The organism is Streptomyces cynarae (assembly GCF_025642135.1).
In the GTDB taxonomy this organism is placed as follows: Bacteria; Actinomycetota; Actinomycetes; order Streptomycetales; family Streptomycetaceae; genus Streptomyces; species Streptomyces cynarae.
In genome coordinates, this window is the sequence record NZ_CP106793.1 from 3,480,282 (window position 1) to 3,500,321 (window position 20,040).

General features: G+C 70.3%; 16 protein-coding genes. 6 read left to right on the plus strand and 10 right to left on the minus strand.

Going from position 1 to position 20,040, the window contains the following annotated elements; translation table 11 throughout:
• Positions 1–127: 127 nt before the first annotated feature.
• From N8I84_RS16165 to N8I84_RS16175, 3 genes are all read right to left on the minus strand, one after another.
• Positions 128–1,801, minus strand: a complete 1,674-nt coding sequence (locus N8I84_RS16165) for a beta-N-acetylhexosaminidase (RefSeq protein WP_263230197.1) — start codon at positions 1,799–1,801, stop codon at positions 128–130.
• Between the two features lie 156 nt (positions 1,802–1,957).
• Positions 1,958–2,239 (minus strand): DUF3039 domain-containing protein, encoded by a 282-nt coding sequence (locus N8I84_RS16170; protein WP_103841003.1) that lies wholly within the window; start codon positions 2,237–2,239, stop codon positions 1,958–1,960.
• Positions 2,240–2,268: 29 nt separating this feature from the next.
• Positions 2,269–2,841, minus strand: a complete 573-nt coding sequence (locus tag N8I84_RS16175) for a YqgE/AlgH family protein (protein ID WP_200417816.1) — start codon at positions 2,839–2,841, stop codon at positions 2,269–2,271.
• 252 nt (positions 2,842–3,093) lie between these two features.
• Here N8I84_RS16175 and murA point away from each other — a divergent pair, with 252 nt between their 5' ends.
• Entirely contained in the window at positions 3,094–4,434 is a 1,341-nt protein-coding gene (murA, locus tag N8I84_RS16180) for a UDP-N-acetylglucosamine 1-carboxyvinyltransferase (protein WP_103841007.1), read from the plus strand.
• 569 nt (positions 4,435–5,003) lie between these two features.
• Here the strand turns inward: murA and N8I84_RS16185 are convergent.
• The 6 genes from N8I84_RS16185 to N8I84_RS16210 form a co-directional block, all read right to left on the minus strand.
• The gene (locus tag N8I84_RS16185) at positions 5,004–5,285 is read right to left on the minus strand and encodes an HU family DNA-binding protein (RefSeq protein WP_007498188.1); all 282 of its coding nucleotides are present in this window, start codon (positions 5,283–5,285) and stop codon (positions 5,004–5,006) included.
• A gap of 392 nt (positions 5,286–5,677) precedes the next feature.
• Complete coding sequence (locus tag N8I84_RS16190; RefSeq protein ID WP_263230198.1) at positions 5,678–7,105, minus strand: NAD-dependent malic enzyme; 1,428 nt, start codon at positions 7,103–7,105, stop codon at positions 5,678–5,680.
• A 397-nt stretch (positions 7,106–7,502) separates the two neighbouring features.
• Positions 7,503–9,812 (minus strand): HelD family protein, encoded by a 2,310-nt coding sequence (locus tag N8I84_RS16195; protein WP_263230199.1) that lies wholly within the window; start codon positions 9,810–9,812, stop codon positions 7,503–7,505.
• A 213-nt stretch (positions 9,813–10,025) separates the two neighbouring features.
• A complete protein-coding gene (locus N8I84_RS16200; protein WP_263230200.1) occupies positions 10,026–10,844 on the minus strand; it encodes an anti-sigma factor family protein in 819 nt (272 codons plus the stop codon).
• The gene (locus N8I84_RS16205) at positions 10,841–11,431 is read right to left on the minus strand and encodes a sigma-70 family RNA polymerase sigma factor (protein WP_103841015.1); all 591 of its coding nucleotides are present in this window, start codon (positions 11,429–11,431) and stop codon (positions 10,841–10,843) included. The genes N8I84_RS16200 and N8I84_RS16205 overlap by 4 nt, the downstream gene beginning before the upstream one ends.
• A 180-nt stretch (positions 11,432–11,611) precedes the next feature.
• Positions 11,612–11,836, minus strand: coding sequence for a hypothetical protein (locus N8I84_RS16210; RefSeq protein ID WP_263230201.1), 225 nt, complete (start codon positions 11,834–11,836; stop codon positions 11,612–11,614).
• 252 nt (positions 11,837–12,088) lie between these two features.
• On the opposite strand from N8I84_RS16210, the gene N8I84_RS16215 reads away from it, so the two are divergent.
• The 4 genes from N8I84_RS16215 (at position 12,089) to N8I84_RS16230 (ending at position 17,136) form a co-directional block, all read left to right on the plus strand.
• Positions 12,089–13,342 (plus strand): RNA-guided endonuclease InsQ/TnpB family protein, encoded by a 1,254-nt coding sequence (locus N8I84_RS16215; protein WP_263230202.1) that lies wholly within the window; start codon positions 12,089–12,091, stop codon positions 13,340–13,342.
• Positions 13,343–13,588: 246 nt separating this feature from the next.
• Positions 13,589–14,971 (plus strand): MFS transporter, encoded by a 1,383-nt coding sequence (locus N8I84_RS16220; RefSeq protein ID WP_263230203.1) that lies wholly within the window; start codon positions 13,589–13,591, stop codon positions 14,969–14,971.
• 141 nt (positions 14,972–15,112) lie between these two features.
• Complete coding sequence (locus N8I84_RS16225; RefSeq protein ID WP_263230204.1) at positions 15,113–16,264, plus strand: uroporphyrinogen-III synthase; 1,152 nt, start codon at positions 15,113–15,115, stop codon at positions 16,262–16,264.
• A gap of 284 nt (positions 16,265–16,548) precedes the next feature.
• Positions 16,549–17,136: a CGNR zinc finger domain-containing protein gene (locus tag N8I84_RS16230; protein WP_263230205.1), complete on the plus strand. Its 588-nt coding sequence runs from the start codon at positions 16,549–16,551 to the stop codon at positions 17,134–17,136.
• Between the two features lie 139 nt (positions 17,137–17,275).
• On the opposite strand, the gene N8I84_RS16235 is transcribed toward N8I84_RS16230, so the two are convergent.
• Positions 17,276–18,325, minus strand: a complete 1,050-nt coding sequence (locus N8I84_RS16235; protein ID WP_313884264.1) for a LacI family DNA-binding transcriptional regulator — start codon at positions 18,323–18,325, stop codon at positions 17,276–17,278.
• A 316-nt stretch (positions 18,326–18,641) separates the two neighbouring features.
• On the opposite strand from N8I84_RS16235, the gene N8I84_RS16240 reads away from it, so the two are divergent.
• A complete protein-coding gene (locus N8I84_RS16240; protein WP_263230206.1) occupies positions 18,642–19,943 on the plus strand; it encodes an ABC transporter substrate-binding protein in 1,302 nt (433 codons plus the stop codon).
• Positions 19,944–20,040 lie beyond the last annotated feature (97 nt).

The window sequence follows — 20,040 nt, forward strand, 5'->3', positions numbered from 1 at the left end:
GACCGTTTTGCCACGACATCCCCGATGGGGGTGCATTGCGGCTCTTCGGCGCTCCTTGCACTGCTTTTCCCATGCGGGGGTACGTTTCCAGCCGACCCGGCGCCTCGCCTGCCCTCCGTCCGCCACCTCACACGTTCGGGGGCGCACCCTCGATCGGGCGTCCGAGCACCCCGGGTCGCCGCTGCCACGGCAGCGGGCCCGTGGGCGGCCGGTAGGCGACCCCCAGTGCGTCCAGACGGCGGTAGTGGGCGACCATGCGCCGCTCGAAGTCCGAGAAGTCGCGCTCGGCCGGGGCGGGAAGGGCACTCCAGGCGACCTCGGCGAACGCCGCGAGCCGGGGAAACACCTGGTAGTCGACGCGTCCCTGATCCTCCGTCACCTCGGTCCAGGCGTTGGCCTGGGTGCCCAGAACGTGCCGCGCCTCCTCCGGCGTCAGCTGCGGTGGGACCGGCTCGAATCGGTAGACGTCCTCCAGGGTGCGGACGTACCCGATGGGCACCGGCTCGTCTGCGCCGCCGTCCTGACGGTGGTCCAGGTACACCTGCTGCTCCGGGCACATGACGACGTCGTGGCCGGCGCGCGCCGCCGTGATCCCGCCGGCGTACCCGCGCCATGACGAGACGGTCGCACCGTCCGCGAGGCCGCCCTCGAGGATCTCGTCCCAGCCGACGAGCCGGCGTCCGCGTGCGGTGAGCCAGGTGTCGAAGTGGCGCACGAACCACGCCTGGAGCTCGTCCTCGTCCGCGAGTCCCAGCTCCTTGATGCGCGCCTGCGCGGCCGGCGAGCGCCGCCACTGGTCCTTGGGGCACTCGTCGCCGCCGATGTGGACGAAGGGTGACGGGAAGAGTTCCAGGACCTCCTCGAACACCCCCTCGTAGAACCGCAGGGTGGTGTCGGTGGGGGCGAGTACGTTGGGGTTGACGCCCCAGTCGTCCCAGACCGTGAGGGAGGTCGTGTCGATGACGTCGGAGTTGCCCAGTTCCGGGTACGCGGCGATGGCCGCCTGGCTGTGCCCGGGGACGTCGATCTCGGGGACGACGGTGATATGCCGCTCGGCCGCGTACGCGACGATCTCGCGGATGTCGTCCTGCGTGTAGAAACCGCCGTGCGGCTTCTCCTCCCACAGCGGCGAGGCCCGGTGGCCGAATCTGGTGCGCGCCCGCCAGGCACCGACCTCGGTGAGCCTCGGGTAGCGCTTGATCTCCAGCCGCCAGCCCTGGTCGTCGGTGAGGTGGAGGTGGAGGACGTTGAGCTTGTGGGCGGCCATCAGGTCCAGGTAGCGCAGGACGCCGTCCTTGGGCATGAAGTGCCGGGCCACGTCGAGCAGGAGGCCGCGCCAGCGGAAGCGGGGGGCGTCCTGGATCGTCACCGCGGGCACCTCCCACTGACGTTTCCCGGTCACCGGGGCACGGCGGAAGGCCTCCGGCCCGAGCAGCTGGCGGAAGGTCTGGGCGCCCCGGAACAGGCCGGCCTCGCTCGCGCCGTCGATGACGACGTCGTGGCCGTCGGCGGTGAAGCGGTACGCCTCAGGGCTGCCCAGCTCCTCCTCGAGCCCGGGGACGATGCGCAGCAGGACCCGGTTGCCGTGGTCGTCGGCCGACGGCAGCGGAAGCCCGGTCGCGGCGCCGACGGCCGCCCGCAGCCACCGAGCGACGCGCTCGGCGCCGGGGCCCGTCGTCTCGATCCGGGTGTCCTCGTCGACGACGCATCCCCCGCCGCCGATCGAGGGGGACACGCGGGTGGGGGCGGGGACCAGGTGCACGTCGAGCCCCGGGGGGAGGGAGTACGCAAGCTCAGGCATGCCGCCAGTCTTCACCGCCCGGCCCGGCCCCGAGGGTGGATTCACCGCACTTCGGAGACGCACTCCCGATCCACCGGCAGCAGGCACACAGGCTCCCGGGACGCTCCGGACACGCGTCCCGGGAACCCGGCGGTCGTCACGCAGCCGAGCGGGCGGCTACTTGTCGCCGCCCTTGCCTTCGTCGCCGCCGCTGCCCATGGAGTCGTAGATCTCCTTGCACATGGGGCAGACGGGGTACTTCTTCGGGTCGCGTCCCGGGACCCACACCTTGCCGCACAGCGCCACGACGGGAGTGCCGTCCAGGGCGCTCGCCATGATCTTGTCCTTCTGGACGTAGTGGGCGAAGCGCTCGTGGTCGCCGTCGCCGTGCGACACCTGCGGCGTCGGCTCTACGAGGGTCCCCGTACCGGTGCCGCGCTCGGGCTCAAGAGTGCTCATAGGGCCAAGCGTACTGAAGCCCGCACGTATCAGTTGAGCGTAGGGTCGTCCGGGTACGTCGCCACCATCGCCAGCTCGCTGCGCTGGCGTCGCAGCACGTCGCGCCAGAGTTTCTCCGGGGCCGGGGACGAGACGTCGCCGGGTTCCGACTCGACGACGTACCACGCCCCGTCGACCAGCTCGTCCTCCAGCTGGCCCGGCCCCCAGCCGGCGTATCCGGCGAAGATGCGCAGGGAGCCGAGCGCCTTGGCGAGCAGTTCCGGAGGGGCCTCCAGGTCGACCAGGCCGATCGCGCCGTGCACCCGCCGCCAACCGAGCGGGGCGTGTTCCGGGGACGCGCCGCCGGGGATCACCGCGACACCGAGCGCCGAGTCCAGCGAGACGGGTCCGCCCTGGAAGACGACACCGGGTTCGCCCGCGAGGTCCGCCCAGCCCTCCAGGATGTCCCCCACGTCAACGGGCGTGGGGCGGTTGAGGACCACGCCGAGCGAGCCCTCCTCGTCGTGGTCGAGGAGCAGCACCACAGCGCGGTCGAAGTTCGGGTCCGCCAGGGCGGGGGTGGCCACGAGCAGCCGCCCTGTGAGCGAGGACACCTCGGTCATGGCAGACATGATCCCGCATCTTGCCTTCGGATGGGGAGGCAACGGGTGTACGTGGGTGAATGCAGCTCAGGGCTCATGGGTGCGTCGCGGGCGCACGTACGCCCCGGTAACCCCTCGCGTCCGCCTCCGCACCGTTCGTGTTGTGGCAAAGCTATGACCTTCGTTGGGGCCACTTGGGCTTACTGAAGGGGGGTACGCGGCCATTACGCTTACGTCTTCGGCCCCTGCCCCACTCCACGGAACGCGAGATTCATGACCGTCAACGACGATGTCCTCCTTGTCCACGGCGGCACCCCGCTCGAGGGCGAGATCCGTGTCCGCGGTGCGAAGAACCTCGTACCGAAGGCCATGGTCGCCGCCCTCCTGGGCAGTGCCCCGAGCAGACTGCGCAACGTGCCCGACATCCGCGACGTGCGCGTCGTCCGGGGGCTGCTGCAGCTGCACGGCGTGACGGTGCGTCCGGGCGAGGAGCCGGGTGAGCTGGTGCTCGACCCGACGCACGTCGAGAGCGCGAACGTCGCGGACATCGATGCCCACGCGGGCTCGTCGCGCATCCCGATCCTGTTCTGCGGTCCGCTGCTGCACCGGCTGGGCCACGCGTTCATCCCGGGTCTCGGCGGCTGCGACATCGGCGGCCGGCCGATCGACTTCCACTTCGACGTGCTGCGGCAGTTCGGCGCGGTCATCGAGAAGCGGGCGGACGGCCAGTACCTGGAGGCGCCGAAGGGGCTGCGCGGCACGAAGATCCGGCTGCCGTACCCGTCCGTCGGCGCGACGGAGCAGGTACTTCTGACGGCCGTCATGGCCGATGGCGTGACCGAGTTGTCCAACGCGGCCGTGGAGCCCGAGATCGAGGACCTCATCTGCGTGCTGCAGAAGATGGGCGCGATCATCGCGATGGACACCGACCGCACGATCCGCATCACCGGCGTGGAGAAGCTCGGCGGCTACACCCACCGCGCCCTCCCGGACCGGCTGGAGGCCGCGTCCTGGGCGTCGGCGGCGCTGGCGACCAACGGCAACATCTACGTCCGTGGCGCGCAGCAGCGGTCGATGATGACGTTCCTGAACACCTACCGCAAGGTGGGCGGCGCGTTCGAGATCGACGACGAGGGCATCCGGTTCTGGCACCCGGGCGGGCAGCTGAAGTCGATCGCGCTGGAGACGGACGTGCACCCCGGCTTCCAGACGGACTGGCAGCAGCCGCTGGTCGTGGCCCTGACCCAGGCGACTGGCCTGTCGATCATCCACGAGACGGTGTACGAGTCCCGCCTCGGCTTCACCTCCGCGCTGAACCAGATGGGCGCGCACATCCAGCTCTACCGCGAGTGCCTCGGCGGCTCCGACTGCCGCTTCGGGCAGCGCAACTTCCTGCACTCCGCGGTCGTTTCGGGCCCGACGAAGCTGCAGGGCGCGGACCTGGTCATCCCCGACCTGCGCGGCGGCTTCTCCTACCTGATCGCGGCCCTGGCGGCCGAGGGCACGTCCCGCGTCCACGGCATCGACCTGATCAACCGCGGCTACGAGAACTTCATGGAGAAGCTGATGGAGCTGGGCGCGAAGGTCGAACTGCCGGGCAACGCACTCGGCTGAGGTCCACCGACGGCTGGGGGCCCGGGGGTCATCCCCCGGACCGGCACGGCATGGAGAAGCTGATGGAGCTGGGCGCGAAGGTCGAACTGCCCGGCAACGCACTCGGCTGAGGTCCACCGACGGCTGGGGGCCCGGGGGTCATCCCCCGGACCGGCACGGCATGGAGAAGCTGATGGAGCCGGGCGCGAAGGTCGAACTGCCCGGCAACGCACTCGGCTGAGGTCCTGCGGAGCGTCGCCCATGCGAAGGGGCGGTCACCCTGATCCGGGTGACCGCCCCTTTGGCCTTGCTGGGCCCGTACGCCGTCGCGAGGAGCTTGCCGGGCTCGTCACTCGCCGTCCCGTGGCGGTACGGCCTCGTCGCGCCGTCCCTGCGACGGGCGCGGCCTCGTCACGCCGTCCTACGGCAGGTAGGGCCTCGTCACGCCGCCCTGCGGCGGTCGGGCTTCGTCGCACCGCCCTGCGGCGGTCGGGCTTCGTCGCACCGCCCTGTGGCGGTGCGGCGGCCTTGCTGCGCCGTCCGTGGCGTCACGGCGTCGCACGCCGTCCCGTGGCGCACGAACGGCAAGATCACTTGCCCTTGGCGGCTTCCTTGAGCTTGGAGCCCGCGGAGACCTTCACGCTGTAGCCGGCCGGGATCTGGATGGGGTCGCCGGTCTGCGGGTTGCGCGCGGTGCGAGCGGCACGGTGGGTGCGCTCGAAGGTGAGGAAGCCAGGGATGGTGACCTTCTCGTCGCCCTTGGCGACGACCTCGCCGACGGTCTCGGCGAACGCGGCCAGCACGGCGTCGGCGTCCTTGCGGGTCACCTCGGCGCGGTCGGCCAGCGCGGCCACCAGCTCACTGCGGTTCATGTTGTTACTCCCGTGTTCTTCTTGCCGTTGAGGCGTGCCACGCGGCGGAGCCGCATGTTGGGCACGGCGAAGCCGATGCTGCCAGGGTCCTCGGTGAGTCCCCGGACCCGGGTCCGTCGTCAGACCCTCGCGCCCGAAGACGCATCCTGCCCCCACCTGCGGCGGGAAAGCCAATCCGGCACCCGTAGGAGTCGTGAGAACACCCTTGGGAGTCACACGAAGGGCGCCACCGCCATGCGACGGTGACGTTCCGTCCGCTTTCCGCGACAGATCGCAGGTTCTGGGGGGTCCGAGCCCGGCCGCCACCATAGAGGTCGGCCGGGCGCCTGGGGTTCCACGACGCGCCGGTCGGCCGCCACCGTGGCGATGGTCACAGCAGCGGCACGGAATCCCTACTCGTCCGCCGTCGCCGACGCGCCCGCCGCCTTCGCGGCCTCCCGCACGGCTCCGGCGACCGCGCCCGCGACCTTGTCGTTGAAGACGCTCGGAATGATGTAGTTCGGGTTCAGCTCGCCTTCGGTCACCACGTCCGCGAGGGCCTGCGCGGCCGCCAGCATCATCTCAGTGTTGACCGTGCGGGACTGCGCGTCCAGCAGACCGCGGAAGACGCCCGGGAACACCAGCACGTTGTTGATCTGGTTCGGGAAGTCGGAGCGCCCGGTGGCCACAACAGCCGCCGTCTGACGGGCGATTGCGGGGTCGACCTCGGGGTCCGGGTTCGCGAGCGCGAACACGATCGCGCCCTCCGCCATGGCCGCCACGTCGTTGCCGTCGAGCACGTTCGGCGCCGAGACACCGATGAAGACGTCGGCGCCCCGCACCGCTTCCTTCAGCGTGCCGGTCAGGCCCTCCTGGTTGGTGTTGTCGGCGATCCAGCGCAGCGCCGAGTCCGGCGCGGCGTCCACGAGGTCCCCGCGGCCGGCGTGCACGACACCGTGGATGTCGGCCACCACCGCGTTCTTCACGCCCGCCGCGAGCAGCAGCTTCAGGATCGCCGTACCGGCCGCGCCGGCGCCCGACATCACGACGCGGACGTTCTCGATCTCCTTGCCCACCACGCGAAGTGCGTTGGTGAGGGCGGCCAGCACCACGATGGCCGTGCCGTGCTGGTCGTCGTGGAAGACGGGGATGTCGAGCGCTTCGCGCAGCCGGGCCTCGATCTCGAAGCAGCGCGGCGCGGAGATGTCCTCGAGGTTGATGCCGGCGAACCCGGGGGCGATCGCCTTGACGATCTCGACGATCGCGTCGGTGTCCTGGGTGTCCAGGCAGATCGGCCAGGCGTCGATGCCGGCGAACCGCTTGAAGAGGGCCGCCTTGCCCTCCATGACGGGCAGCGCGGCCTTCGGGCCGATGTTGCCGAGGCCCAGCACGGCGGAGCCGTCCGTCACGACCGCAACGGAGTTGCGCTTGATGGTGAGGCGGCGGGCGTCCTCGGGGTTCTCGGCGATCGCCATGCACACGCGCGCCACACCCGGCGTGTAGACCATGGACAGGTCGTCACGGTTGCGGATGGGGTGCTTCGACGCCATCTCGATCTTGCCGCCGAGGTGCATGAGGAACGTACGGTCCGAGACCTTGCCCAGCGTGACGCCCTCGATGCCGCGCAGCTTCTCGACGATCTCCTGCGCGTGCGCGGTGGAGGTGGCGGCGATGGTGACGTCGATACGGAGCTTCTCGTGGCCGGACGCGGTGACGTCGAGGCCGGTCACCGAGCCTCCGGAGGACTCCACGGCGGTGGTGAGCTGCGAGACGGCGGTTCCGCTCGCGGGCACCTCCAACCGGACCGTCATCGAGTAGGAGACGCTGGGCGCCGTTGCCATGGCCGACTTCCTCTGCTTTCACCGTGTCGCGGATATGCCGTCCGATCGTCGCACCTACCGGAGAGTACGTGGTAGCCGCCCCGTATTTGCGAACGTTTTGTTCGTCGGCACGGCTTGGCTTCGGAAAGCGACTTCCACGATACGAGAGACCAGGGGGCGGTTGGAGAGGCACGCCGTACAACGAGAGAGGTCCGCGTCGCAGGACGCGGACCTCTCCACAAGTCAGTGACACCGACCCGCCATGCTCGCCTCGCGGCAAGTGGTCGCTCGTAGCGACTAAGGTTGGGCCCGGGGGCTTGGATCGGGCCGGTGCCACACCCAGGCTAACAAACGGATCCGATAAGGCCATTCCCGTACCCGGAGTTCATCTCGCGTACAGGGCTGCTCCGCCCGTGCCTCAGTCCCGCAGCAGGTCCGGCACCCCGGCCGCGTCCGGCTCGTCCCGCTCTCCAGAGACCACCGTCAGCTGCTGCGTCGCCCGGGTGAGCGCCACGTACAGCACGCGCAGTCCTGCGGGGCTCTCGTCGGCGATCTCCGCGGGCGAGACGACGACCGTCGCGTCGTACTCCAGGCCCTTGGCCTCCAGGCTGCCGAGGGCCACCACCCGGTCGCCGAGGCCGTCCAGCCAGCGGGCCGCCTCCTCGCGCCGGTTCATGGCGACGACGACGCCGACCGTGCCGTCGACGCGGTCGAGGAGCCGGGCGGCCTCCTCGCGGACGGTCGGCGCCATCGAGTCCCGTATCACCGTGAAGCGCGGCTGGACGCCGGTGGAGCGGACGGCCGTGGGGGCGGTGGAGCCCGGCATGGCGAGCGCGAGGACCTTCGACGCCAGGTCGGCGATCTCGGCGGGGTTGCGGTAGTTGACCGTGAGCGTGAAGCGGCGGCGCGGGCGGGTGCCCAGGGCCTCGTCGCGGGCCTCGGCCGCCTCGTCCGGGTCGGACCAGGACGACTGGGCCGGGTCGCCGACGACGGTCCAGGTCGCGTGCCGGCCGCGGCGCCCGACCATCCGCCACTGCATCGGCGTGAGGTCCTGCGCCTCGTCGACGATCACGTGCGCGTACTCGGTGCGCTCCTGCGCCAGCCGCTCGGCGCGCTCACGCTGCGACTCCTCGCGGACGGGCATCAGCTCCTCGAGCCCGGTCAGCTGGTCGAGCGGGTCCAGCTCGCGCCTCTTCTTCGGGCGGGCCGGCAGGCCGAGGACGGCCTGGAGCTCGTCGAGCAGGGCGATGTCGTGCACGGAGTACCCGTCCCGCTTCAGCGAGCGCGCGACCCTGCGCACCTCGCCGGGGGTGAGGACGCGCCGCGCCCAGCGGCCGAGCCGCCTCTCGTCGGCCATCGCCGCGACGACCGACCGGGGGGTCAGCTCGGGCCACCAGGCGTCCAGGAACGCGATGAAGGAGTCCTCGGTGGTGATGTCCTCGTCGAAGGAGGACCGCAGCTCGGCGGCCAGCTCGGGGTCGGCGTGCCGGTTCGCCGCGCCGGACTGCGCCCACAGGGCGTCCAGGAGCAGCTTGCGGGCGCGCGGACGCAGCAGGTTGACGGGCGCCGTACCGGTGAGGGCGGTGCGCCGGATCCGCTCCAGCTGCTCCGCCTCCAGCTCCAGGCGGCGGCCGAAGGCGACGACCCGCAGCCGCTCCGGTGCGCCGCTGCGCTCCAGCGCGCCGCGGGCCGCCTTGCGCAGCACCTTGAGCATGCGGGAGGAGCCCTTCGCGCGGGCCACGGACGGGGAGTCGTAGAGCGTGGCCTCGACGCCGTCGACGAGTGAGCCGATGGCGCGGATCGCGACCTGGCCCTCCTCGCCGAGCGACGGCAGGACGCCCTCGGTGTAGGCGACGAGCAGCGGGGTGGGCGAGACGATCAGGATGCCGCCCGCGTAGCGGCGCCGGTCCTGGTACAGCAGGTACGCGGCCCGGTGCAGGGCGACGGCGGTCTTGCCGGTGCCGGGGCCGCCCTCGACGTAGGTCACGGAGGCGGCGGGGGCGCGGATGACCAGGTCCTGCTCCGCCTGGATGGAGGCCACGATGTCCCGCATGGTGTGGGTGCGGGCCTGGCCGAGGGCGGCCATCAGGGCGCCGTCGCCGATGACGGGCAGCTCGTGGCCGTCGAGGAAGGCCGTCAGCTCGGGGCGCATCAGGTCGTCCTCGACGCCGAGCACCCTGCGCCCCTTGGAGCGGATGACCCGGCGGCGCACGACCCGCCCGGGGTCGACCGGGGTGGAGCGGTAGAAGGGGGCGGCGGCGGGTGCCCGCCAGTCGATGACCAGCGGCGCGTAGTCCTGGTCGAGGACGCCGATACGGCCGATGTGCAGGGTCTCGGCGATGTCGGCCGTGTTGTCGGAGCGCACCGCGCCCTCGGCGGGCTCGACAGCCGTGTACGCGCCGTCGGGTCCCTTCTTGCCGTCCTTGCCGAGCAGCAGGTCGATCCGGCCGAAGAGGAAGTCCTCGAACTCGTTGTTGAGCCGGTTGAGGTGGATGCCGGCCCGGAACACCTGGGCGTCACGCTCGGCGAGCGCGCCGGGCGTGCCGACCTGGCCGCGCTGGGCGGCGTCGTTCATCAGGAACTCCGCCTCGTGGATCTTCTCCTCGAGACGCCGGTAGACCCGGTCCAGGTGTTCCTGTTCGACGCTGATCTCCCGGTCACGGAGCGAGTCGTGCGCGGACTTGCCGACCGGGCCGAGCGCGGTTTCCTGTTGAACCTGAGCGGCCACCGGGCCCCCTTCTGACGTGCTGAGCAGCCGTCCACCGTACGCGAAGGGGGACCGGGGAGGCTACGGCCCGCTCCGAACCGACGCGGCCCTGTCGCCGGACTCCCGACCGCCCTGCGGGCGGACGACGGGAATTTGACGACAGGACCGCACACGTCGACCCGCGGCGTGACTCGGACGCACGCCGCGGGAAGCGCTCAGGCCGGTGGGGGGCGGCTACGCCTTCACCTCCACCAGCTTCTTCCCGTCGAACGTCATGAGCTCGAAGTGGTCGATCTGGTTCGGTGTGAAGGCGGCGGCGCCGCTCACGTAGAGCGGGTTCTTCGACTCCTCCGTCTTGCCGTCGGGGATGCCGTAGCCCCACTGCGGGACGGACCAGGAGGCCAGTGTCTCGCGCTCGCCGTTCTTGCCGACGGCGACCCACGAGCACTTGAGCGGGCCCTTGACGCCCTTCACCTCGATGGCGCCGCTGGTGCCCCAGTCCTTGGCCTGCATCGCGATCGTGGCGCTGACCCCGGTGGTCGGGTCGGTCGCCGAGACCTTGTCGGTCATGGACTGGAAGGCGGCCTTGGCGGGCGAGACCGCCGCCACCGTGTGTCCGGTGTTGCCGTCGTCGCCGCCGTTCACCGCCATCACGGCGACCGGGCCGCCGATGATCAGCGCGGCGGCGGCCGCGACAAGGTAGAAGCTGCGCCGCCGCTTCTGGGCGCGCCGCTCGGAGACCTCGTCGACCAGCCGCTCGACGAGCCGTGGGCTGGGTTTGGCGGACAGGGATTCGCCGATGGCGGGGGTGCCGTGGCTGCCCGGCATGTCGGCGAGCGCGGCCAGCATCGGTTCCATGCCGGCCAGGTCGTCGAGCTGCTGGGCACACCAGTCGCAGGTGGCGAGGTGCGCCTCGAAGGCGGTCGCCTCCGCGTCGTCCAGGATGCCGAGGGCGTAGGCGCCGACGGTTTCATGGATGTCGCCCTGCCCCTGGGGACCGCCTCTCACGGCCCCGGGGCCACCAGTGCCGAATCCCCCGTACAGGTTGCTCATGCCGTCACCCCCCGCTCCTCCAGTGCCAGCTTCATCGACCGCAGGGCGTAGAACACCCTGGAGCGCACCGTTCCGCTGGGGATGCCGAGCGTTTCGGCCGCCTCATTGACCGTACGCCCTTTGAAGTACGTTTCGACCAGGACCTCCCTGTGGGCAGGGGTCAGGTCTTCCAGCGCGTCCGACAGTGTCATCAGCCACAACGCCTTGTCGATCTCGTCCTCCGCGGGGATGACCTCCAGCGGCGACGGGTCGACCTCCTGCGGCCGGGCCTGCCGGCTGCGGTGGCCGTCGATGACGATGCGCCGGGCGACCGTCACCAGCCAGGGGCGTACCGAACCGGTCGCTCGGTTGAGCTGGCCGGCGTTCTTCCAGGCACGGATGAGCGTCTCCTGCACGACGTCCTCGGCGCGCTGCCGGTCGCCCGCGACCAGGCGCAGCACGTAGGCGAGCAGGGGTCCCGCATGTTCTCGATACAGGGCACGCATCAGCTCCTCGTCCGGCTCGGTCGAGGACGCCGAGGACGAGGTCATGCGATGTCGGGCCCTGGGCCGCTTTCGTTCATCAGCCACGGCGGAATCCTTGCGCACGCCTACCTCCGGTGTCCGGGGGTTCCCCCAGTCGGTCGCTCACATCCGGGTACGCGCGAGTAGGTCCGCGTGTTCAAAGCGACACCAGAAATTTCTTGGAGAAGGTGTGGAAGCCCTTGTTCCCGGGCACCCATTTCTCCCCCAACGGGACATACGGCCGCCGGAGCGGAGAGACCCAGGTCACACCGGCAGGCGCTTCACTCCCGGACTCACCAAGATCGCCGTGTGAAAATTTGGCTGGACTTCGGTGGAGGAATTGTCGAGATCGAGGTGCGCACTGCCCGATTTCAGCCAAATTCTTCGGTAACTCTGCTTTTTCCGTGAGCTAGACGAATGGCCTCCCTTGCCGTTGTTTCCCTCGGCTTCCTTTCCTTTCAGGGTGTTCATGGCGTTCAGGGCGTTCAACGGGTTCACGGTGTTCAGGGCGTTCAGCCTGTTGCTAGGAACCCCGGGGCTTCAGCCCTGGGGGAATCGCGTCCTGGGGCTCGCGGCGGGCAGCGCCGCGGGTTCGCTGCGTCCGTTTGGCCGCGTAGCGGCTGGGGGGCCGTGTCCGGCGGTGCCGGTGAGAGCCGGGCCTCAGGCGCCGGGTTCACTCGGTGGGGTGACAGGTGGGGAACGTGCGGTGGGCGGTCGTACGCGTGTGTAGGTTTGTTGATCATGAAGCTGGTGGTCCAGGTCAGGCTGCTGCCGACGCCCGTGCAGGCGGCGGCGCTTGAGGCGACCCTGCATGCCTGCAACGAGGCGGCCACCTGGGCCAGCGGCGTGGCGTTCGACAAGGACGTGAAGCGGAACTTCGCGCTGCGCGAGCACACCTACGGCGAGCTCAAGACCCGGTGGGGGCTAGGAGCTCAGGCGGCCCAGCACGTGATCAAGAAGACGTGCGACGCGTATGCCGCTTTGAAGGCGAACCTCAGTTCCGGGAATCTGGGCAGGCCCGGTTCCCGGCGGTACCGGAAGGCCACCGGCAAGCCCATCGCCTTCCGGTCGCAGAGCGCGCAGCCCTACGACGACCGGATGCTGTCCTGGCGGATCGACCAGCGGAAGGTGTCCATCTGGACGGTGGCCGGGCGGGTCAAGGACGTGGCGTTCACCGCCTCCCCGCAGCAGCTGGCCACCCTCGCCCTGTACCGCAGGGGCGAGTCCGACCTGGTGTGCCGGGACGGCATGTGGTTCCTGCTGGCCACCTGCGAGGTGCCCGAAGCCGCACAGAACACCGATCCGGTGGACTTCCTCGGCGTCGACCTGGGCATCGTGAACATCGCCACCACCTCGGACGGCGAGATCATGGCCGGGCGTCAGCTGAACCGCATCCGGCGCCGGGAACGCACGCTGCGCACGAAGCTGCAGAAGAAGAACACCCCCTCCGCGAAACGCCGCCTGAAGAAGCGAAGGCGTAAGGAGGCGCGGCGGGCCAGAGACATCAACCACAAGATCGCGAAGCATGTGGTGGCCGAGGCGGAACGCACCGGTCGTGGGATCGCCCTGGAGGATCTGAGGGGCATCCGCGAGCGGGTACGGCTTCGCAAGCCCCAACGGGCCACCCACTCCAGCTGGGCCTTCGCCCAGCTGGGGTCGTTCATCGCGTACAAGGCCCGCCGGGAGGGGGTGCCGGTGGTGTACGTCGATCCGGCGTACACCTCCCGCACCTGCGCCGAGTGCGGCCACATCGACAAGGCGAACCGGGTCTCGCAGGCCTGGTTCGCGTGCCGGTCCTGCGGATTCGTTGATCATGCGGACCGGAACGGCTCCCGCAACATCCGCGCACGCGCGTGGGAGTTGTGGCGACGCGGGGCCCAGTCAACGGCCCCCGCCTCACCCGTCGCAGCCACGGGTGGGGCCGGACGCAAACGGCACGTCACCGCCAGCGACGCCCGCTGTGCAAGCCCTGTCGCATCAGCGGCGGGTAGTTGACAACGTCCAGTAGTCACGCTCGGGAGCTCGCCCCACAGAGAGCGGCACCCGGACCCCCCGGTACGCCCACCATGGCAGACGGGACTGACAACGCCCGGCCGCCGCCTCACCGCGCCCCTGCCCGCCAGGTGAGAGCAACGTTCCCTTCCGGTCACCGGGTGCCACAGGGCGGAAACGCGTCCTCCCTACCTTCGGGACTCATCACCGCGTACCGACACCCGGGCACCGCAGAACCGTGGAGGCGTCATGACAGCCCCGAGCACAGCCCCCGCCGCCGGCAGGGGAGGCCGCTGGATCCAGCAGTGGGATCCCGAGGACGAGACGTTCTGGAACGAGACCGGGGAGAAGATCGCCCGGCGCAACCTGCTGTTCTCCGTCTTCTCCGAGCACATCGGGTTCTCGATCTGGACCATGTGGTCGGTCCTCGTGCTCTTCATGGGGCCGAAGTACGGGCTGACCCCCGCCGACAAGTTCATGCTCACGTCCATGGTCACGCTCGTCGGTGCCGTCGTCCGCGTCCCCTACACCTTCGCGGTCGCCGTCTTCGGCGGGCGCAACTGGACGATCATCTCCGCGAGCCTGCTGCTCATCCCGACGATCGCCGCCTTCGTCGTGATGAAGCCGGGGACCTCCTTCTCCACCTTCCTGATCGTCGGGCTGCTCGCGGGCATCGGCGGCGGCAACTTCGCGTCCTCGATGACCAACATCAACGCCTTCTTCCCGCTGCGGAAGAAGGGATGGGCCCTCGGCCTCAACGCGGGCGGCGGCAACATCGGCGTGCCCGTCATCCAGCTCGTCGCCCTCGCGATCATCGGCGCGAGCGGCGGGCCGCGCGTGCTGCTCGGGATCTACATCCCGCTGATCGTCGTCGCCGCCGTGCTCGCCGCCCTCTACATGGACAACCTCGCCTCCGTGAAGAACGACACCGGCGCCGCCAAGGACGCCGCGAAGGACGCCCACACCTGGATCATGTCCTTCCTCTACATCGGCACCTTCGGCTCGTTCATCGGCTACAGCTTCGCCTTCGGTCAGGTGCTGCAGAACCAGTTCGGGCGCACCCCGCTGCAGGCGGCGTACGTCACCTTCATCGGCCCGCTGCTCGGTTCGCTGATCCGGCCCGTGGGCGGCTGGCTCGCCGACCGCTACGGCGGCTCGAAGATCACGCTGTGGAACTTCGTCGCCATGGGCGCGGCCACCGCCGTCCTGGTCTTCGCGAGCATGCAGAAGTCGCTGCCGCTGTTCACCGCCGCGTTCGTCGTCCTGTTCGTGCTCAGCGGGCTCGGCAACGGGTCGACGTACAAGATGATCCCCGGCATCTTCCAGGCCAAGGCCGTCGCGAAGGGGCTCGAGGGTGAGGAGGCCGCCGCCTACGGCCGGCGGCTGTCCGGCGCCTCCATGGGTCTCATCGGCGCCGTGGGCGCGCTCGGCGGCGTCGGCATCAACCTCGCCTTCCGGCAGTCCTTCCTCTCCTACGGCTCCGGCACCGGCGCCTTCGTCGCCTTCCTCGCCTTCTACGCCGCGGCCTTCGTGGTCACCTGGGCCGTATACCTTCGCCGCCCGGCCGCGCAACCTCGGGCAAACGCTTCCACCTCCGAGGCGAAGCAGCAGCTCAGCTACGCCGAGGTGTGACGTAACACCAGCGACATGAAGCGGAACCGAGCCTGTCACGAGCCGTTGACAGGCTCGGTCGGCATGTAGGTAGGACGCGTACGACCGGTGTTCACGACCGCGTGACCACCGGTATGCCGACTCGAGTGCGGGACGAGAGCCATGTACGACAACCAGCAGCGACCAGAACACGGGCCTCTCGAGGGGTTCACCGTGGGCGTGACGGCCGCGCGACGGGCCGACGAGCTGGGGGCCCTGCTCCAGCGGCGCGGCGCGTCCGTGCTGCACGCACCGGCCCTGCGCATCGTGCCGCTCGCCGACGACGGGGAACTGCTCGCCGCCACCAAGGAGTTGATCGACCGGGCGCCGGACATCGCGGTCGCCACCACCGCGATCGGCTTCCGCGGCTGGGTCGAGGCCGCCGACGGCTGGGGGCTCGGCGAGGACCTGCTCGCCCGGCTGCGCGGGGTGCGGCTGCTCGCGCGCGGTCCGAAGGTCAAGGGCGCCATACGGGCGGCCGGGCTGACCGAGGAGTGGTCGCCCAGCTCGGAGTCCATGGCCGAGGTGCTCGACCGGCTGCTCGAGGAAGGCGTCGACGGCCTCCGTGTCGCCGTCCAACTGCACGGCGAGCCGCTGCCGGGCTTCGTGGAGGCGCTGCGGGAGGGGGGCGCCGAGGTGGTGGGGGTGCCGGTGTACCGGTGGATGCCGCCGGAGGACATCGGGCCGATGGACCGGCTCCTCGACGCGACCGTCAGCCGGGGCCTGGACGCCCTCACCTTCACCAGCGCGCCCGCTGCCGCGTCCCTGCTCTCCCGGGCCGAGGAGCGCGGGCTGCTGCCGGAACTGCTCGCCGCCCTGAACCACGACGTGCTGCCCGCCTGCGTCGGCCCCGTCACCGCGCTGCCGCTCCAGGCCCTCGGCATCGACACGGTCCAGCCCGAACGCTTCCGGCTCGGCCCGCTCGTCCAGCTCCTGTGCCAGGAACTGCCGGCCCGGGCCCGTACGCTGCCCATCGCCGGCCACCGGGTGGAGATCCGCGGGCACGCGGTGATGGTGGACGGCGACCTGCGGCCCGTACCGCCGGCGGGGATGTCCCTGCTGCGCGCCCTGTCCCGGCGGCCGGGCTGGGTGGTCGCCCGCTCCGACCTGCTGCGCGCGCTCCCGGGCGCCGGGCGCGACGAGCACGCCGTGGAGACGGCGATGGCCCGGCTGCGGACGGCCCTCGGGGCGCCCAAGCTGATCCAGACGGTGGTCAAGCGCGGCTACCGGCTCGCGCTCGACCCTGCGGCGGACTCCAAGTACGCGGACGTGTGAGCCGCCTCCACTGGAGCGGCGCCCGGGCGGGACACGCCTCCCTGGAGAGCGCCCGGGCGAGGCAGCCTTCTCCTGGAGGGCGCCCGGGCGAGGCGGGCCAGGCGGGGGTCGGCGGCGGGCCCGTACCGCCGACTGAGGCGCGCGAGGGACATCGCCGGGACGCGTGGGCGCATCGAGCGGCGTGCACCGTGGAGTTCGGGGACGTACGGGGCCTTCCCCGAGGCGTGTGCGGGCGGGCACTGTAGAGGGGGCGACCGCGGCGACTCCAAGGCGGTGACAGGCACATGGCATACGGCACGGCCACGGCCTCGTACGCGTTGCGGTTCGATTCCGGGCGGATCTGCCTGGACCTGCTGACGACGACGCATCCCGAGGAACGCCTCGACTCGGTGGACCGGTTGCGGGCGTGGATCACCGGGTCCGGGCTGGTGCCGCCGGGTACCCCGCTGACCGGGGTGGACGCGGGCTGGCTGCGGGCGTTCCGTGAACTGCGCGAGCAGGTCGGCCAGTTGGTGGGTGGCGAACTGGACGGGCGTCCGGCGGACGGGGCGCTGATCCGGGTCAACGCCGCGGCCCGGGGCGCACCGCCCGCGCCGTGCGCGGTCCGTACGGAGGACGGCGCGCTGGTACGACGACTGCGCGCACTGCCCACCTGCGAGGACCTGCTGGCCGCGGTGGCCCGCGAGACCATCGAGCTGCTGACCGATCCGAAGGCCAGGGCGAGCCTGCGCCGGTGCGAGGGGGACAACTGCCCGATCGTCTACCTGGACACGTCCCGGGGCCGACGCCGCCGCTGGTGTTCGAGCGAGGTGTGCGGCAACCGTGAGCGGGTCGCCCGCCACCGCCGGCGGGCAGCACTGGCACGGGCGTAGGTCCACCGAAGCCTTCCCGGTGCGCCACGCCGGGCCAGGGCACACCCCGTGGACGACCTCACCACCGGACACCGGTCGTTCGGCTGCCCGGTGTGGATCAGTCCGCGTGGATCAGTCCGTGCGGATCAGCCGGCGCGGATCAGATGGAGTCCTCCCGCTCGACCTGGGGCACGAGGGGCGCGGTGGTCGCACGAGGGATCAGATGGGTGGGCAGGACGACGTGGCGCGTGCGGTCGGCGTCGGGGTCGTCGATCAGCTTCAGTGCGAGTTCGCCGGCCACCCGGCCCATGTCCGAGGGTGACTGGGCGACCGTGGACAGATCGAACCACTCCGCCACCTGGTGGTCGTCGAAGCCGATGACGGACATCCGCTCGGGCACGTCTATCCGCGCCCTGCGCAAGGTGGAGACGATGGCCGAGGCAAGCTCGTCCTGCTCGACGAAGACCGCGGTGGGCGGCTCCCGCAGGCTCAGAAGATGCCCGACCCCCGCCACGATGCCGCGCTTGTCGTGGACCGACATGGCGACCACCAACTCGTCGTCCAGGGGTATGCCGACCTCGGAGAGCGCCTGCCGGTAGCCGTACATCCGTTCGCGCGAGCTGAAGCTGAAGCCGCTGATGGTCGCGGTCTGCGCGAAGGCGATCCGGCGGTGTCCGAGGTTGAGCAGGTGGCGCGTGGCCTTGCGGGCTCCGGCCACGTCGTCGACGTACACGCTCGGGCGGCCCTCGACGTGCTGGCTGACGTAGATGACCGGCATCCCCAGGTCGTCCAGTCGCGCCATCTCCTCGTCGGTGAGGTCGAAGGCGAACACCAGCAGCGCGTCGGCGTTCCGCCGGGCCGGGAGACGCTCGAAGAACGAAGTGCGCTCGGCCAGGTTCGGGATCACATAGACCATCAGCTCCATTGCGGACGCACGCAACAGCGGGCCGAGGGTGGACAGAGCCGAACCCATGAACCACGAGTTGAGCGTGGGCACAAGGACCGCCACGACTCCGGTTCTGCCCGTGACCAGGCTGGCGGCCTGCCGTGAGGCCGCGAAGTTCAGCTCACGCGCGGCCTGTTCGACCCGGGCGCGGACCTCCGGCGAGACGGACGTCATGCCGCGCAGGGTGCGGGAGACGGTCGACAGGGAGACCCCTGCCCGTTCGGCCACGTCGGCCATCGTGGAGTGCCGCTGAGCTGGTGACATGAGCGGAAGTTAGCACAGAAACGGGCATGCGAGAGCTGGCTGATGAAAGCGCTGCCACAAGACCCTTGTGGGGTGAATATGCCTGTTTTCACCCGTAAGTTGCTGTGATGCACACCTAAATCTATCCGAAATATCGACGGCTTATGGATTGACTTCCCCTGGGGGCGCTCCTAGCGTGCAAGCGTTGTCACGGCGCCATGCAAGACGCTTCCACGCAGTCGGCATCAAGGGCTGCGACCTGCGCTTTTGAAGGAGCGCACCCCGTGACAGCACTGTCAGCCGCGCCTTCGGTTCCGCACGACCAGGAGAGACAGTGATGACCAGGACCACCAGAGCCCTTCAGTGTTCGGCGACGCTCGTCGCCGCCGGGCTGCTCCTCACCGCCTGCGGCTCGTCCGGGGGCAGCGGTGGCAGTTCCGGGCAGAACGCCCAGAGCACGTCGTTCACGGGCCGTGGCCCCATCACGTACGTGGCCGGCAAGGACACCACCGGCACCATCCAGACGATCATCGACCGCTGGAACAAGCTGCACCCGAAGGAGAAGGTCACCTTCATCCAACTGCCGACGGACGCGGACTCGCAGCGGCAGCAGATGATCCAGAACGCGGAGACGAAGTCCGACGCCTACACGGTGCTCTCCCTCGACGTCGTGTGGACGTCGGAGTTCGCCGCCCACCAGTGGATCGACCGCCTGCCCGACAACGCGTTCCCGCTGCAGAACATGCTGAAGCCGGTGGTGGAGACCGCGAAGTACCGGGGAGGCCTGTACGCGGTACCGGGCAGCTCCGACGGCGGCCTGCTGTACTACCGCAGCGACCTGTTGAAGAAGGCCGGCATCACCAGCCCTCCGGCCACCTGGTCCGAGATGACGGCCGACTGCGCCAAGGTGAAGAAGCTGCCCGAGGCCAAGGACATGTCCTGCTACGCCGGGCAGTTCCAGAAGTACGAGGGCCTGACGGTGAACTTCTCCGAGGCCGTGAACTCGGCGGGCGGCGTCGTCACCGACGCGAGCGGCAAGCCGGACGTCGACACGCCCCAGGCGAAGAAGGGCCTGGACTTCCTCGTCGACTCCTTCAAGGACGGGACGATCCCCAAGGAGGCCATCACCTACCAGGAGGAGGACGGCCGCCAGGCGTTCCAGTCCGGCAAGCTGGTGTTCCTGCGCAACTGGCCGTACGTGTACGCGCTGGCCCAGAAGAGCCCGATCGGGGGGAAGTTCGCGGTCGCTCCGCTGCCCGGCCTGAACGGGACCGGCTCCTCCAGCCTGGGCGGGCACAACCTGGCCCTGTCGTCCTTCGCCAAGAACAAGGCGACGGCCCTGGACTTCATGAAGTTCTTCAGCAGTGAGGAGAGCGCGAGCTACTTCCTGAAGAACGCCTCCCTCGCCCCGCCGTACACCAACCTGTACGACGACGCGTCGCTGGACAAGCAGTATCCGTACCTGCCCGTCCTCAAGGAGTCCATCCTGCATGCCGTGCCGCGCCCGCGGGTCGTGCAGTACGGGGACGTGACCTCGGCGATCGAGAAGGAGGCCTACGCCGCGCTGTCCGGCAGCAAGAGCAGCTCGCAGGCTCTGAAGGATCTGCAGGCGGACCTGCAGAAGCTGACGGCTCAGTGAGGACCGGGTCATGGCCGACACCAAGATCCCGTCCGGAACCGCCGCACGGGAGCCCGGGGCGGGCGACCGCCCCGGGCGGCCCTCCGCGCCGCTGAAC

Coding starts and splice junctions, on each gene's coding strand:
- N8I84_RS16215 (WP_263230202.1), top strand. CDS start 12,089: ATGAAGCTGGTGGTCCAGGTCAGGCTGCTGCCGACGCCCGTGCAGGCG.
- N8I84_RS16165 (WP_263230197.1), bottom strand. CDS start 1,801: ATGCCTGAGCTTGCGTACTCCCTCCCCCCGGGGCTCGACGTGCACCTG.
- N8I84_RS16175 (WP_200417816.1), bottom strand. CDS start 2,841: ATGACCGAGGTGTCCTCGCTCACAGGGCGGCTGCTCGTGGCCACCCCC.
- N8I84_RS16220 (WP_263230203.1), top strand. CDS start 13,589: ATGACAGCCCCGAGCACAGCCCCCGCCGCCGGCAGGGGAGGCCGCTGG.
- murA (WP_103841007.1), top strand. CDS start 3,094: ATGACCGTCAACGACGATGTCCTCCTTGTCCACGGCGGCACCCCGCTC.
- N8I84_RS16190 (WP_263230198.1), bottom strand. CDS start 7,105: ATGGCAACGGCGCCCAGCGTCTCCTACTCGATGACGGTCCGGTTGGAG.
- N8I84_RS16235 (WP_313884264.1), bottom strand. CDS start 18,325: ATGTCACCAGCTCAGCGGCACTCCACGATGGCCGACGTGGCCGAACGG.
- N8I84_RS16240 (WP_263230206.1), top strand. CDS start 18,642: ATGACCAGGACCACCAGAGCCCTTCAGTGTTCGGCGACGCTCGTCGCC.
- N8I84_RS16170 (WP_103841003.1), bottom strand. CDS start 2,239: ATGAGCACTCTTGAGCCCGAGCGCGGCACCGGTACGGGGACCCTCGTA.
- N8I84_RS16225 (WP_263230204.1), top strand. CDS start 15,113: ATGTACGACAACCAGCAGCGACCAGAACACGGGCCTCTCGAGGGGTTC.
- N8I84_RS16200 (WP_263230200.1), bottom strand. CDS start 10,844: ATGAGCAACCTGTACGGGGGATTCGGCACTGGTGGCCCCGGGGCCGTG.
- N8I84_RS16185 (WP_007498188.1), bottom strand. CDS start 5,285: ATGAACCGCAGTGAGCTGGTGGCCGCGCTGGCCGACCGCGCCGAGGTG.
- N8I84_RS16230 (WP_263230205.1), top strand. CDS start 16,549: ATGGCATACGGCACGGCCACGGCCTCGTACGCGTTGCGGTTCGATTCC.